13 protein-coding genes are annotated in these 13,869 nt (G+C 67.9%); 8 read left to right on the forward strand and 5 right to left on the reverse strand.

Annotation, left to right across the window (positions count from 1 at the left end):
- Positions 1 to 47 precede the first annotated feature (47 nt).
- Positions 48 to 1,091 (reverse strand): aldo/keto reductase, encoded by a 1,044-nt coding sequence (locus P0086_RS06720; RefSeq protein ID WP_275783801.1) that lies wholly within the window; start codon positions 1,089 to 1,091, stop codon positions 48 to 50.
- Positions 1,092 to 1,221: 130 nt separating this feature from the next.
- Here P0086_RS06720 and P0086_RS06725 point away from each other — a divergent pair, with 130 nt between their 5' ends.
- The 3 genes from P0086_RS06725 (at position 1,222) to P0086_RS06735 (ending at position 4,468) form a co-directional block, all read left to right on the forward strand.
- Complete coding sequence (locus tag P0086_RS06725) at positions 1,222 to 1,776, forward strand: TetR family transcriptional regulator (RefSeq protein WP_275783804.1); 555 nt, start codon at positions 1,222 to 1,224, stop codon at positions 1,774 to 1,776.
- 118 nt (positions 1,777 to 1,894) lie between these two features.
- Entirely contained in the window at positions 1,895 to 3,310 is a 1,416-nt protein-coding gene (tldD, locus tag P0086_RS06730; protein WP_275783807.1) for a metalloprotease TldD, read from the forward strand.
- 123 nt (positions 3,311 to 3,433) lie between these two features.
- Positions 3,434 to 4,468, forward strand: coding sequence for a polysaccharide deacetylase family protein (locus P0086_RS06735; protein WP_275783810.1), 1,035 nt, complete (start codon positions 3,434 to 3,436; stop codon positions 4,466 to 4,468).
- A 45-nt stretch (positions 4,469 to 4,513) separates the two neighbouring features.
- Here the strand turns inward: P0086_RS06735 and P0086_RS06740 are convergent, their stop codons facing one another.
- From P0086_RS06740 to pdxH, 3 genes are all read right to left on the reverse strand, one after another.
- Entirely contained in the window at positions 4,514 to 5,011 is a 498-nt protein-coding gene (locus P0086_RS06740) for a hypothetical protein (RefSeq protein WP_112606218.1), read from the reverse strand.
- A gap of 90 nt (positions 5,012 to 5,101) precedes the next feature.
- Entirely contained in the window at positions 5,102 to 6,325 is a 1,224-nt protein-coding gene (locus tag P0086_RS06745) for a DUF937 domain-containing protein (RefSeq protein ID WP_162715013.1), read from the reverse strand.
- A 216-nt stretch (positions 6,326 to 6,541) separates the two neighbouring features.
- Positions 6,542 to 7,165 (reverse strand): pyridoxamine 5'-phosphate oxidase, encoded by a 624-nt coding sequence (gene pdxH / locus P0086_RS06750; protein ID WP_112593480.1) that lies wholly within the window; start codon positions 7,163 to 7,165, stop codon positions 6,542 to 6,544.
- A 78-nt stretch (positions 7,166 to 7,243) separates the two neighbouring features.
- Between pdxH and P0086_RS06755 the strand changes: the two genes are divergently transcribed.
- The 4 genes from P0086_RS06755 to P0086_RS06770 all read left to right on the forward strand — a co-directional run bounded on the left by P0086_RS06755 (position 7,244) and on the right by P0086_RS06770 (position 10,473).
- Complete coding sequence (locus P0086_RS06755) at positions 7,244 to 7,666, forward strand: RT0821/Lpp0805 family surface protein (protein ID WP_275783816.1); 423 nt, start codon at positions 7,244 to 7,246, stop codon at positions 7,664 to 7,666.
- 174 nt (positions 7,667 to 7,840) lie between these two features.
- Positions 7,841 to 8,929 (forward strand): DnaJ C-terminal domain-containing protein, encoded by a 1,089-nt coding sequence (locus tag P0086_RS06760; RefSeq protein ID WP_275783819.1) that lies wholly within the window; start codon positions 7,841 to 7,843, stop codon positions 8,927 to 8,929.
- 121 nt (positions 8,930 to 9,050) lie between these two features.
- A complete protein-coding gene (gene fabI, locus P0086_RS06765; RefSeq protein WP_112606227.1) occupies positions 9,051 to 9,869 on the forward strand; it encodes an enoyl-ACP reductase FabI in 819 nt (272 codons plus the stop codon).
- Between the two features lie 22 nt (positions 9,870 to 9,891).
- Positions 9,892 to 10,473 carry a histidine phosphatase family protein gene (locus tag P0086_RS06770; RefSeq protein WP_275783822.1) on the forward strand — a complete coding sequence of 194 codons (582 nt, stop codon included), beginning with the start codon at positions 9,892 to 9,894 and terminating at the stop codon, positions 10,471 to 10,473.
- A 52-nt stretch (positions 10,474 to 10,525) separates the two neighbouring features.
- Here P0086_RS06770 and P0086_RS06775 read toward each other — a convergent pair whose 3' ends face one another.
- Entirely contained in the window at positions 10,526 to 10,786 is a 261-nt protein-coding gene (locus tag P0086_RS06775) for a DUF1344 domain-containing protein (RefSeq protein ID WP_112593485.1), read from the reverse strand.
- A gap of 281 nt (positions 10,787 to 11,067) precedes the next feature.
- On the opposite strand from P0086_RS06775, the gene P0086_RS06780 reads away from it, so the two are divergent.
- Entirely contained in the window at positions 11,068 to 13,764 is a 2,697-nt protein-coding gene (locus P0086_RS06780) for an EAL domain-containing protein (RefSeq protein WP_275783825.1), read from the forward strand.
- The last annotated feature ends 105 nt before the right edge of the window (positions 13,765 to 13,869 follow it).

The raw sequence follows: 13,869 nt of genomic DNA on the forward strand, positions 1-13,869 counted from the left end.
GACCCGGCGGGCCGCGCTTTTTGTTTTCAGCGATCCTGTGGCGGCTGTCACCGCACCGGCACAGCCGGCCAGTCGATCAGTTCCGCCTTGCCGCCGGCGAGCACGCCGCTGGTCTTGCCGACGACCTCGAAGGGGAAGCCGAGCGGGATTTCGCTTGCCGCATCGAGGCGGGCGATCTGCGCCTCGGTGAGCTTCACGGTGAGCGCGGCGAGATTGTCCTCCAGCTGCTCGCGCGTGCGCGGACCGATGATCGGCAGCGTCACGCCCTTTTCGAGCACCCAGGCGATCGCCACCTGGCCGGCCGGCAGGCCGGTCTCTTCCGCGATAGCAAGCACCGCGTCGACGGTGGCCGTCTTGCGCGCGTCGCTTTCGCTGTGGATGACGGCGCCGAGGCCCTGCGCCCTGCCCTCCTCGCCCCTTCTGTACTTGCCGGTCAGGAGCCCACCGCCGAGCGGCGACCAGCTGACGGTGCCGAGGCCGAAGGCGGACGCCATCGGCAGGAGCTCGCGCTCGACCGTGCGCTCGACGAGGCTGTATTCCAGCTGCAGGGCCGAGATCGGCGCCCAGCCGCGGAGTTCGGCGAGCGTCGCCGCCGTCGCCACCCGCCAGGCGGGGAAGTCCGACAGGCCGGCATAGAGGATCTTGCCGGAGCGGACGAGTTCGTCGAGGCCGCGGGCGATCTCGTCGATCGGGGTGACGTCGTCGGGCATGTGCACCCAGAGAAGGTCGATGCGGTCGGTGTTCAGCCGCTTCAGGCTGGCCTCGACGGACTGCACCATCGCCTTGCGGCTGTTGCCGGTGCGCTGCAGGCCGGCGCCGTGGCTGTCGCCGAGCGAGAACTTGGTGGCGAGCACGACGTCGTCGCGGTCGGCGGCGATGAATTCGCCGGTCAGCGTCTCCGACTGGCCGAACTGGTACTGGTCGGCGGTGTCGATGAAATTGCCGCCGGCCGCGCGGTAGCCGTCGTAGATCGCCCGCGCCGACTGGCGGTCGGCGCCGTAGCCCCAGCCGGTGCCGAAATTGCCGGCGCCCAGCGCCAGTTGCGAAACGCGAAGGCCGGTGCGGCCGAATATCCGATAGCGCATGCTCATGTCCCTGATCCTTCCTGATCCGTGTGACTGGCTTCATTTTTAAATGACGATCGTCATATGTTGAATATAAATGACGAACGTCATATAATTTGTCAAGGGTGATGCAACAGCCATCCAGAAGGAGCGAAGGATGCGGCCGACCAAGGAGCAGGCGAAGGAAAACAAGAGGCGGATTCTGGAGACGGCGGCGCGGCTGTTCCGGGAGAACGGCATCCATGCCGTGGGCGTCGATGCGGTGATGAGCGGCGCCGGGCTGACGCATGGCGGCTTCTACGGGCACTTCAAGTCGAAGAGCGACCTGGCCGAACAGGCGCTGGCGGACGCGATGCAGAAGAGCCTCGAATCCGAACCGGGCACGATGACCTTGTCCGACTTCGCCGAGGCCTACCTCTCCGCCGAGCACCGCGACCATGCCGGCGCGGGCTGCGCCGTCGCGGCCCTCGGACCGGAACTGGCGCGCCTGCCGCCGCAGGAGCGCACGGCTGCGACCGACTATGTGCGCGCCCTGATCGCGCGGATAGAGGAACTGCAAGAGAGAAACGGCGGCCCGAAGGATCGGAAGAAGGCGATCGCCGAACTGTCGGGCCTCCTCGGCGCCCTGATCATGGCCCGCCTCGTCAACGACCCGGCGCTGTCGGACGAGATCATGGCGAGCACGCGCGAGACGGTGACCGGCATGGCGTGAAGGCACCGCCGCCGCGGCCCTCCTCCCGGACGTGCGTCCCCTCCCTGCGCCCCACTCGCTTGCCCTGCAGGGGGCGAGCCTCTACATAAGCTGCCAATTGCCAATGCAGGAGCAGCCCATGAACACCGACCTCACCTCATTGTTCGATGCCGACGAGGCAGCGGTGCGGGCGGTGCTCGCGCAGACGGTGAAGAATGCGGACGACGGCGAGCTCTACCTGGAGCATGCGCAGGCGGAATCGCTGACCTTCGACAACGGCCGGCTGAAGGGCGGCAGCTTCAACACCGACCAGGGTTTCGGCCTGCGTGCGGTGGCCGGCGAGGCCGTGGGCTACGCCCATTCCGGCGAGATGTCGCTGTCGGCGCTGAAACGCGCCGCCGATGCCGCCGGCGCGGTCACCCGCGGCCATACGGGCACCTATGCGGCCGCCCCCCAGGGCACCAACCGCCGGCTCTACGGCCCGGAGAACCCGATCGGCTCGCCGTCCTTCGAGGAGAAGGTATCGCTGCTGCAGCAGATCGACGCCTATCTGCGCGGCAAGGACGCCAAGGTGCGGCAGGTGACCGCCTCGATCTCGGCGAGCTGGCAGGTGGTCAACATCCTGCGCGCCGACGGCCACCGGGTCACCGACGTCCGGCCGATGACGCGCATCAACATCTCCGTGGTCGTCGGCGAAGGCGACCGGCAGGAAACCGGCTCCTTCGGCATGGGCGGCCGGCGCGGCTTCGGCGAGTTTCTCACCACCGAGAGCTGGCAGCACGGCGCCGACGAGGCGCTGCGGCAGGCGCTGGTCAACCTCGAGGCGATCGAAGCACCGGCGGGCACGATGGACGTCGTCCTCTCCTCCGGCTGGCCGGGCGTCATGCTGCACGAGGCGGTCGGCCACGGGCTGGAGGGCGACTTCAACCGCAAGAAGACCTCGGCCTTCTCCGGCCTGCTCGGCGAGCAGGTGGCGGCCAAGGGCGTCACCGTGGTCGACGACGGCACGATCGAGGCCCGCCGCGGCTCGCTGACCGTCGACGACGAGGGCACGCCGTCGGGCTACAACGTCCTGATCGAGGACGGCAAGCTGGTCGGCTACATGCAGGACCGGCAGAACGCCCGGCTGATGAGCATGAAGACCACCGGCAACGGCCGCCGCCAGTCCTATGCGCACACCCCGATGCCGCGCATGACCAACACCTACATGCTGTCCGGCGAGCGGACCCCGGAGGAGATCATCGCCTCGGTGAGGAACGGCATCTATGCCGTCTCCTTCGGCGGCGGCCAGGTGGACATCACCTCGGGCAAGTTCGTCTTCGGCTGCACCGAGGCCTACCTGATAGAGAACGGCAGGATCGGCGCGCCGGTCAAGGGCGCGATGATCATCGGCAACGGCCCCGACGCTATGCGGCGGGTGACGATGATCGGCAACGATTCCAAGCTCGACACCGGCATCGGCATGTGCGGCAAGGCCGGCCAGAGCGTGCCGGTCGGCGTCGGCCAGCCGCACCTGCGCATGGATCAGATCACCGTCGGCGGCACCAAGGCATGAGCCGCCCGGAATGACGCGCGGGACCCGGCACCGGGCCGTTAACGGTCCATACACCAAGATGCTCCATAAGGACGGTGGGGAGAACCGCCAACGGGAGCGCCGATGCCGACATTGAAAAATGTTATGCGCCGCAGCCTCAAGCACGCGGCCATAACCGGTGGACTGGAACTGTCGAACCTCGCCGGGCGGGCCGGGCTGATGACGTCGGCGCGCGGGCGCGGCGCCATCTTCACGCTGCATCACGTCCGCCCCAAGACCGAGCATGCCTTCGACCCGAACGCCCATCTGGAAATCACGCCGGATTTCCTCGACGACACGCTGCGGCTGCTCGCCGCCGAGGGCTACCAGTTCGTGCCGCTGCACCACATGGCCGCTCGCATGGCGATCGCCCGGCCGGACGAGCGCTTCGCCGCCTTCACGCTGGACGACGGCTACCGCAACAATGCCGTCCATGCCCAGCCGGTCTTCACCGAACACCGCGCGCCCTTCACCGTCTTCGTGACCGGCGGCTTCTGCTGCCGCACGCACAGCATCTGGTGGGAGACGCTGACCGAGCTGCTGCGGGCGCTGCCGCACATCGAGTTCGATTTCGGCACCGGTCCCGTAACCCTGCCGCTGGCGACGACCTGGCAGAAGGACGCGGCCTTCAACCGCTTCGCCGCCTTCATCCAGTCCGGCGATGAGACGAAGCGGGTCGCGAGCCTCGACAAGGCGGCCAAGGCGCACGGGATCGATCCGCTGCTGATCACCGAGCGGCTGATCATGCGCGAGCCGGAACTGAAGAGCCTGGTGCTCAACCCGCTCGCGACCCTCGGCGCGCACACCATCACCCACCGCGCGCTGGCGCGGCTGGAGGATCATGAGGCGCTGGAGGAGATGCAGGCCTCGGCCGAGCGCATCGAATGCATTACCGGCGTACGCCCGGTCGCCTTCGCCTATCCCTACGGCTTCGACGGCACGGTCACGGCGCGCGAGCACAAGCTGGCGGCCGAGGCGGGCTTCGAGCTGGCGGTGACCACCGTGCCCGGCACGCTCGACCAGCACAGCTTCGACACGCCGATGGTGCTGCCGCGCATCTCGGTGAACGGGCTCTACCAGAAGCGCAAATATGTGGCGGCACTCGCCTCCGGCATTCCCTTCAAGCTGATGCGCCGCTGACCGGCGGGCCGCAGCGGAGGCGAGCGGCCGGACCGGCAGCCGCCGTCAGGCAACCTTGAGGGCGCCGGAGAGCTCGGCCAGCGTCGCCTTCTCAGCATCGCTCACCGGCGTGCCGCCGAAGCCGAGGAACCCGCCCTCCTTCGCCGCTTCCGCCACGCTCTGGCTGATCTGCAGCAACCAGCTCTTGAAGCCTGCGGCGTCCGCCGGCGCCTTGGCGTCGACGATCGCGGCCGCCTGCCGGACCGCCTCGATGCAGCGCGTCTTGATCTCGTCGGGCTTGGCGCCCTTCAGGGCGGCCTGAAGGCCGTCGCGGGCGGCGTTGCGGTCCTCCGAACGCTCGAAGCCCTCGACGATCGCGGTTGCGAGCTGGGCCGGGCTGCCCTCCGTCTTGGCGCCGAGCAGCGCGCGGCTGCTGGCCATCCCCTCCTTCAGCATGCCCCAGAGCCCGCTCGGATCGGCGGCGGTGACCGCGATACCCGCGGCCATCACGCCCTGCATCACCTGGTTCCATTCCTCGGCAGTAAACGTCGACCTGTCGGCCATGGCTGAGCCTCCTTCTGTGTCGTCATCTCGGGAACGGGGCGCAAGGGCAGGGGCGCCGGCCAGCGGAGCCGGCGCCCCCCGATTGCCGCCTCAAGGCGCCAGTGCGGCGATCTTCGGCCTGAGCGCATCGATCGCCGGCTTGAGGACGTCGGACACGCCGGGGATCGCCAGCACCTTCTCGAACAGCGCGTCGAGCTGCGTCAGCGCCGGCTTGACGATGCCGGACAGCGCCGTCTTCTGCTCGGGCGTCATCTGGCCCAGCATGCCGCCGATCCGGTCGAAGGTCGACGATGCGGTCTGAAGCTGCGGTGCTGCGGCCTGCGCGGTCGCCGCATCGGTCACGCCGTTCAGCGTCGTCTGCAGGCCGGACAGCGCATCGGTCACCTCCTTGCCGACGTCGACGCCGCCGATCATGACGCCGCCGGCCGGCGCCGGCGTGGCCGGGGCCTCGGTCTGGGTGGGGGCTGCCGGCGCAGGTTCGGCCGGTGCCGGCTGGGCCGAGGGTTCGGGCGCCGGCTGGGTCTCGGTCTGGGCCGGGGGCGTCGGCTCCGGCGCGGTCTCGGCCACCCGTTCGGTCGGACGGCCGAACAGGTAGTAGAGGATCGCCAGGAGCGCGAGCGCCGCAATCAGCCAATAGAGCCAGTTGCTGCCGCTGCGGGTGGCGGTCGCTGCCGCCGCCGAGGTCTGCCGGGCGGCCGCGGACGCCGCAGCCGCCGAGCGGGCGGCCGCATCGCCGGTGGCCGCCGCTGCCGCGCGCGCCGAGCCGCCGAGCGAATCGAGCATGCCGGTGCCGCCGAGCATGTCCCGCAGGCCGGAGGGCAAAGCCGCGGCGATGTTGTCCTTCTCGCCGGCGAGCAGGCCGGCAATCCCGTTGGCGTTGAGATCGCCGCCGACCTTCTTGGCGATGCCGCTCATGACGAGGGGCGCCAGCATGCCGAGCAGCGAACTGCCGGCATTCGGCCCGAGGCCGGAATAGTTGCCGACCGCGTTGGCCAGCGTGCCGCTGGTGCTGCCGCCGAACAGCGACGAGAGCAGCTGCATGCCGCTCTGCGTCAGCGTGCCCGGGCTGCCGCCGCCCGAAAGAAGACCGCCGAGATTGTCGAGGACGCCGCTCTGCTGGCGCGCCGCGTCGGCGACCTTCTGGGCACCGCCCGGCTGTGCCGCGACGCCCGCCAGCCCGGCCAGCACCGCCGGCACGGCGGCCGCGACCCCGCGCTGGACCTTGTCCGTGTCGAGGCCAAGCGCTGCCGCGATGCGGGCGATCGTGTCGGGGGTCAGAAACTGCATGAGATAGGAAACAAGATTCGTGGCCATTCAACTCTCCTCCGCGTCAATGCCTTGGATTGAGTCTCGCCCTTCTATGCGTGCGTCCGCTTCACCACCGAAATACGCGCGCACGGTCCTCCCGACCATGGGCCTGCATCGCCTTCCTGCTGCACGAAAATATAGCACACCAATGGGAGTTGTATACTACGCCACCGTTGCCGGACCGGCCGCAGACAGCGGTCCGGCACGGGGCCCGCCCCTTCGTCAGGGGTACATCCGCACCTTTTCCCAGCCCTCGCCTTCGGCCGCGGTGCGGCGGAATTCCACCCGGTCGTGCAGGCGGAAGGGGCGGTCGTGCCAGAACTCGATCGATACCGGCCGGATGCGGAAGCCGGACCAGTAGGGCGGCCGGGGAATCTCGCCGATGGCATAGCGGGCGGTGTATTCGGCGACCGCCTTCTCCAGGGCGAAACGGCCTTCCAGCGGCCGCGACTGCTTCGACGCCCAGGCGCCGATGCGGCTGCCGCGCGGACGCGAGGCGTAGTACTCGTCCGCCTCGGCATCGGAGACGACCTCGACGGGCCCGCGCAGGCGAACCTGCCGCCGCAGCGATTTCCAGTGGAAACACATGGCCGCCTTCCCGGCACCCAGGATTTCCTGCCCTTTCTGGCTTTCGAAATTCGTGTAGAACACGAATCCGCGTTCATCGAATCCCTTCAAGAGCACCATGCGAACATTCGGCAGTCCTGAGGCATCCACGGTCGCAAGCGCCACGGCGTTGGGATCGTTCGGCTCGCTTTTTCCGGCATCTGCCAGCCACTTCGCGAACAGGGAAAAGGGCTCGCTTTCCTCGGTGAAGTCACCGGTTGTTAACTCAGTCTCGCTCATATTTGAATCCAATGCCGACTATCCGGCCCGTTCAGGCATGCGGGAGTTGAAGTCATAGCAAAGTCGCGACGGGAGACAATGACATTGTGGACGATGCGGTCACGGCTGCCCGTGCTGGCACTCTGCGCCCTGCCGCTTGCGGGCTGCATGGGCAGCGGGCTGGATTTCGCTTCCGACATGAAGGTCGACAAGGCGGTGAAGACGAGCGCCGTTCCCGGCCAGAAGAGCGACAACACCTCCGACGCCGCAACCGTGCGCAATGCCGTGTCCTCGGCGGATCTCGCCCGCAATGACGGCGGCCCGATTCCCTGGGCGAATGCCGTCTCCGGAAGTGCCGGCGTCGTCACCGGGCTCGCCGAGATCAGCGACGACACCGGCCGGACCTGCCGGGATTTCACCACGACGCTGCACTCCTATGCCGGCATCGCCAACTACGACGGGCGCGCCTGCGTCGGCGGCGACGGCATGTGGATGCTGACGCGCTTCGACCGGCAGGGCTGACGGCGCCCGGCCCGGCCCGCCTGCCGCTAACGACTTGTACACCATAGGCGACAGGCGACCTTTTCACGTAACCATCGGTTAGGGCGTTGCCCGCATCATCGATCCCCGCGGGTAAGAACAAGGCCCGGACAATGGGCCCCAAGGCCCCGAAGGGACTGAGGCAGGGACGGGTAGATGTTGATGCGTGATCCGTATGCGGTGCTGGGCGTCAAGCGCGACGCGGGGCAGGAGGAGATCAAGGCCGCCTGGCGCGTCCTTGCCAAGTCCGTCCATCCCGACCAGAACCAGGACGACCCCTTCGCCACCGTCCGCTTCACCGAGGCCGGCAGGGCCTACGAGCTCCTGCGCGACCCGGAACGCCGCAGCAAGTACGACCGCGCCCATCGCGAGGCGGAAGTCCGCCGCGAGATGGAGCTGCGCCGCATGGAACAGATGCGCCGCCAGCAGAGCGCCCGCAAGGCGCAGCCGGAGCCGGCGGCCGCCGCCGCCGAGGGCGCGGAAGACATGGTCTCGCGCATCTTCGGCGTCGATGCACGGCAGCAGCCCGGCAAGACCGCCAATCCCTCCGCGTCCGCACAGCCCTCCTCCGCGCAGCCCTCCGGTGCTTCGCCGCAGCGGCAGACCTCGGCGAAGGCACAGCCGGAACCCACCGCGGGCGAGACCGACGGCAGGGCGCCCTCCCCGCGGCGCACCGTTGCCGCCGCCGACATCTTCACCGGCATCATCCGTCGCATCCGCGGCTCGCGGGCGACGGTGGAGAAGGCGCCCGACCTCGCCCTGGACGTCACGGTCACGATTGCCGACCTTTTGAAGCAGGCGCGCGTGCCGCTCGACGTCAACGGCGAGACGCTGCGGGTCCATCTCGCCCCCGGCACCACCGAGGGCACGAGCATACGCCTGCGCGAGCAGGGCCACCGCATCAACGACCTCAGGCGCGGCGACGCCGTGGTGACCGTGCGCGTCGCACAGGGCCCGTTCCGGGTCGACGGCTTCGACCTGCGTGCGGTCCTGCCGGTGACGATCGAGGATGCCGTGCTCGGCTGCGAGACGAGCATCGAGGGTCCGGAGGGAGAGACGCTTGCGGTCACCGTTCCCGCCTGGTCCAGCTCCGACCAGGTGATCCGGCTGGAAGGCCGGGGCCTGTTCGATGCGGAGGGCGGCCGCGGTCATCTCCTGGTCGAAACGAGGCTGCAGCTGTGGGACAAGCCGGACGCCAAGATGATCGACCTGATGCGCAGCCTGCGCGAAGGCCTCTATCTGTGACGGTTTGATGAAATCGCACCCATTGTTACGGGCGCTAACAGTTCCTGAACCTGTCCTGCTTGAACCGGATAGCGGCCTATGCCATAGGCTCAAATCGAATTAAATCAGCAAGGGACATTCCATGGTTCAGGCATCCGGTCTGATGAGCGGGAAGCGCGGCGTCATCATGGGCGTGGCAAACAACCGCTCCATCGCGTGGGGTATCGCCAAGGCAGTTCGCGCGCAGGGTGCCGAAGTCGCCCTCACCTACCAGGGCGACGCCCTCAAGAAGCGCGTCGAGCCGCTCGCGGCGGAGCTCGGCGGCGTGCTCGCCGGGCACTGCGACGTCGGCGACGAGGCCTCGATCGACGCAGTCTTCGACAACCTCGAAAAGATGTGGGGCAAGATCGACTTCCTCGTGCATGCGATCGGCTTTTCCGACAAGGACGAGCTGACGGGGCGCTACGTCGACACCACCGCCGACAACTTCGCCAAGACGATGCAGATCTCCGTCTATTCGTTCACCTCGGTCGCACGCCGCGCCGAGAAGCTGATGACGGATGGCGGCTCGATGCTGACGCTGACGTATTACGGCGCCGAGAAGGTCATGCCGAACTACAACGTCATGGGCGTCGCCAAGGCAGCGCTCGAGGCGAGCGTCAAGTACCTGGCGGTCGACCTCGGGCCGAAGAACATCCGCGTCAACGCGATCTCCGCCGGCCCGATCAAGACGCTGGCGGCCTCCGGCATCGGCGACTTCCGCTACATCCTGAAGTGGAACGAATACAACGCGCCGCTGCGCCGGACCGTGACCATCGAGGAAGTGGGCGACGTCGGGCTCTACATGCTCTCCGACCTCTCCCGCTCCGTCACCGGCGAGGTCCACCACGCCGACAGCGGCTATCATGTCGTCGGCATGAAGGCGGTGGACGCGCCCGACATCTCGGTCATCAAGGACTGAGGCAGACGCCCGGAGCGACAGCGTGCTTGTCTACATGATCCGCCACGGCCAGACCGACTGGAACGCAGAGGGCCGGCTGCAGGGTCAGAAGGACATCCCGCTCAACGACACCGGTCGCCGGCAGGCGACCGGCAACGGCCTGGCGCTGAAGGAAATCCTCGGCGCGACGGCTCCCGACTTCGACTATGTCGCAAGCCCGCTCGGGCGGACGCGGGAGACCATGGAGCTCGTGCGCGCCGCGATGGGGCTCGACCCCCTCGCCTATCGCACCGACGACCGGCTCGTGGAGGTCTCCTTCGGCGACTGGGAAGGCTTCACCATTTCCGAACTCAAGCAGACGGTGCGCGACAAGGTCAAGGCGCGCGCGCGCTCCAAGTGGGATTTCATCCCGCCGGGCGAGGACGCCGAGAGCTACGAGATCCTGTCGTGGCGGGTGGGCTCCTGGTTCAACAACGTGGAGCGGCCGACGGTCTGCGTCAGCCATGGCGGCGTGTTCCGGGCGCTGTTCAAGTTCAGCGGCATGCCGCTCGCCGACGCCGCCAACGCGGCGATCCACCAGGACCGGATTCTCAGGATCGACAACAGCGGCGCGACCTGGCTGTGAGCGGCCCCCGGCCCGCCCCCTTCGGCGAGCTGCAGCTGCGAGCGTACGATCGTTACTGCACGATCTCCAGGTCGTCGATGACGCGCTTGCCGTCGACTTCGGTATAGAAGACCACGACCTTCACGCCCGGCTGCAGGCCTTCGAAATTGAACTCCTCCGGCGCCTGGTACTTCTTGCCGTCGTCGAGCGAAAGGCTCAGGGCATTGGTGTCGACACTGGTGATGGTGGCTTCCACGTCCGCGCTCTCGGCATGGGCGGCCAGCGGCGAAAGAATACCGGCTGCGGCCAGCAGCGCGGCGACTACAAAACGCATCGTCCTTGTCCTCTTTCGGAAATCGGTGTTCCTGCCTGTCACGCCTGAATGCCTCCCGAATATGGCGAAATTCGCCCCCGCGGCGTTCCGTGCGCTATTGGATGCCCGCAAACGGGGCGGCCATCAATCCCCCGGCACGACGATCCACGACCGAATTTCGGCACCTGAAGGTTGCGAGAAGGCGGAAGCGCCTATCAATCCTATCTTAATCGACGCTGCCTACTGTGCCGTGACGTTAGGGGACCGGGGCATTGATACAGCCGACTACGATTGGCCGACGATTGAGGACCATCGCCGACTGGGCCAGGCCGTCGATCCTGCCTGCCGCGATCGCCGCGACCGTCATCTTCGTTGCCGGCCACGCCTATGAGCGGCAGGGCGAACGGCTCTATCGCAACGAACTGCACGCCCGCGTCGCCAACGAACTGACGCTGATCAGCGCAAGGCTCGAAGGCGAGATCGACAAGAGCGTCTCGGCGCTGCGCGGACTGGCCAACATGTTCGCCGTGTCGCCGGAACAGGCGGCCGCCCAGTTCGACGTGCTGGCGCGCAAGCTGATGGTGCAGAACGTGCAGTTGCGCCGGGTGTCGGCCGCACCGGACGGGGTGGTCGCACAGACCTTCCCGCTGCCCGGCAACGAGCGCTACAAGGGCACCGACCTGAACCGCTTCCACTCGTTTCGTGCGGCCGCCGAGACCAACCGCGCCTTCGGCCGACCGCTGATGCTCGGCCCCATGCATCTGCCCGACGGCAGCCGCGCCTTCAACCTGTTCATTCCGGTGTTCGGCACCGACCGCGGCGCCTTCAACTTCTGGGGCTATATCGAGGGCGTCATCGACGAGCGCCGGATCTACATCGACGCGGGTCTCGTCACGCCTTCCGACGGGCGCAAGAGCGAGCACTGGAAGGGCAGCGCCACCATCAGCCTGTCGATCCGCGACGTCAGCGTCTCCGGCAACATCCAGGACCCCTTCTTCGGCGACCCGGAGATCTTCAACGGCGACTCGGTGCGCCGCACCGTCGACTTCCCGGGCGGAAACTGGGAGCTCGCCGCGATCCCCGCCACTGGCTGGGACACGCCGCGCGACAACGCCACCCAGGTCCGCCTGCTCACCGCCGGCGCCGCCCTGGTCATCATCCTGCCGATCTTCCTCACCGGCGGCCTCGTCAGCGAGCGGCAGCGCCACCTCGCCGGGATGCGGGCGCGCGAGACGGAGATCCGCGCGCTGTCCCAGCGGCTGGACCTCGCCCTCGAAGCCTCCAAGACCGGCATCTGGGAAATCTCGCTCGGCCGGCAGGAGCGCAACTGGGATCGCCGGATGTTCCTGCTGCACGGGCTGCCGCCCGGGGAGGCCCCGAGCAACGAGCTGTGGCGTTCGGTCGTCCATCCCGACGACCTTGCGGCCGCCGACCAGGCCGCCACCGCCGCCATTGTCGAACAGTCCGGCTATTTCTCGCAGTACCGGGTGCTGCTGCCCGACGGCGGTATCCGCCACCTTCGCAACGTCGGCTCGCTGCTGACGATCGACGGCGACGAGAAGCTGATCGGCATCAGCTGGGACGTCACCGAGGACGTGCTCCTGCATGACCGGCTGAAGGCGGCGAAGGAGGAATCCGAGCGCGCCAAGGCGCTGGCGGACGCCAAGAACACCGAGCTGGAGCTGGCGAAGAACCGCATCGAGCACAACGCCCTGCACGACCCGCTCACGGGCCTCGGCAACCGCCGCAAGCTCGACGAGCACCTGAACGCCGTGGCGATCCGCAGCGTCGCCGAGGACGTGCGGATCGGCATCCTGCATATCGACCTGGACCGGTTCAAGCAGATCAACGACACGCTCGGCCATGCCGCCGGCGACGCGCTGCTCGTCCATGTGGCGAAGATCCTCGGCGAGGCCGTGGCGCCGGGCGATCTCGTCGCCCGCATCGGCGGCGACGAGTTCGTGGTCGTCGTCTGTGACCGCAACAGCCGCGCCTATCTCTCGGCCCTGTCCCAGCGCGTGATCGAGCTGATGCGCCAGCCGATCGAATACAACGGCCACATGTGCCGCTTCGGGGTCAGCATCGGCATCGCCGTCGGCAGCGGCCGGCGGATCGCCACGCGCAAGCTGCTCGTCAACGCCGACATCGCCCTCTACCGGGCCAAGGCGCAGGGGCGAAACCGCCACGAGTTCTTCGACGCCGTCATCGAGGCGGAGATCGTCCGCAACAAGCGGATCGCCGACGACATCCTCAGCGGCATCGAGAACAACGAGTTCATCCCCTACTACCAGCCGCAGATCTGCGCCCGCTCGCTGGAACTCCTTGGCGCCGAGGCGCTGATCCGCTGGCGCCACCCGCAGAACGGCATCCTTCCGCCCAGCCGCTTCCTCGCGATCGCCGAGGACCTGAACGTGATGGCGACGCTCGATCGCATCATGCTGGAGAAGGCGCTGATCGACGCCAGCCGCTGGACCGCCAAGGGCATGCCGCTGCCCAAGATCTCGGTGAATGTCTCGGCCCGGCGGCTGCGCGACGAGACCCTCGCCGACAGCCTCTCCGGCCTCTCGATCCGGCCCGGGCAGATCTCGTTCGAGCTCGTCGAGGCGATCTTCCTCGACGAGACCGACGACATTGTCCAGAAGAACATCCAGCGCATCAAGGAGCTCGGCATCGACATCGAGCTCGACGACTTTGGCACCGGACACACCTCCATCGTCAGCCTCTTGAAGCTCCGGCCGAAGCGGCTGAAGATCGACCGGCAGCTCGTCGCGCCGATCCTGAGCTCGCGCCACGAGCAGGCGCTGGTGCGCTCGATCATCGAGATCGGCCGCTCGCTCGGCATCGAGATCGTCGCCGAGGGGGTGGAGACGATGGCGCATGCCGAGCTGCTGAGCGCGCTCGGCTGCGACCTGCTGCAGGGCTATGCCTTCGCCGCGCCGCTGTCGCGCGAGGATTTCCAGGCCTACGTGCTGGAACAGCGCTGGAAGGCGGCCTCCTGAGCCGATCCCACCGGACCTTTCCGGGGGATCGCCACTTTACCGCCAAGAAAGACTTCAACTTTGCCGCAATCGGCACTATGAGTGCGGCCGGAAGCACAGGCTGCC

The organism is Mycoplana sp. MJR14, from assembly GCF_029210525.1.
In the GTDB taxonomy this organism is placed as follows: Bacteria; Pseudomonadota; Alphaproteobacteria; order Rhizobiales; family Rhizobiaceae; genus Mycoplana.

What these genes read in the sequence shown, in the direction of transcription:
- fabI (WP_112606227.1), top strand. Translation starts at nt 9,051, where the DNA reads ATGGTTCAGGCATCCGGTCTGATGAGCGGGAAGCGCGGCGTCATCATG.
- P0086_RS06755 (WP_275783816.1), top strand. Translation starts at nt 7,244, where the DNA reads ATGACATTGTGGACGATGCGGTCACGGCTGCCCGTGCTGGCACTCTGC.
- tldD (WP_275783807.1), top strand. Translation starts at nt 1,895, where the DNA reads ATGAACACCGACCTCACCTCATTGTTCGATGCCGACGAGGCAGCGGTG.
- P0086_RS06725 (WP_275783804.1), top strand. Translation starts at nt 1,222, where the DNA reads ATGCGGCCGACCAAGGAGCAGGCGAAGGAAAACAAGAGGCGGATTCTG.
- pdxH (WP_112593480.1), bottom strand. Translation starts at nt 7,165, where the DNA reads ATGAGCGAGACTGAGTTAACAACCGGTGACTTCACCGAGGAAAGCGAG.
- P0086_RS06745 (WP_162715013.1), bottom strand. Translation starts at nt 6,325, where the DNA reads ATGGCCACGAATCTTGTTTCCTATCTCATGCAGTTTCTGACCCCCGAC.
- P0086_RS06735 (WP_275783810.1), top strand. Translation starts at nt 3,434, where the DNA reads ATGCGCCGCAGCCTCAAGCACGCGGCCATAACCGGTGGACTGGAACTG.
- P0086_RS06775 (WP_112593485.1), bottom strand. Translation starts at nt 10,786, where the DNA reads ATGCGTTTTGTAGTCGCCGCGCTGCTGGCCGCAGCCGGTATTCTTTCG.
- P0086_RS06740 (WP_112606218.1), bottom strand. Translation starts at nt 5,011, where the DNA reads ATGGCCGACAGGTCGACGTTTACTGCCGAGGAATGGAACCAGGTGATG.
- P0086_RS06760 (WP_275783819.1), top strand. Translation starts at nt 7,841, where the DNA reads ATGTTGATGCGTGATCCGTATGCGGTGCTGGGCGTCAAGCGCGACGCG.
- P0086_RS06720 (WP_275783801.1), bottom strand. Translation starts at nt 1,091, where the DNA reads ATGAGCATGCGCTATCGGATATTCGGCCGCACCGGCCTTCGCGTTTCG.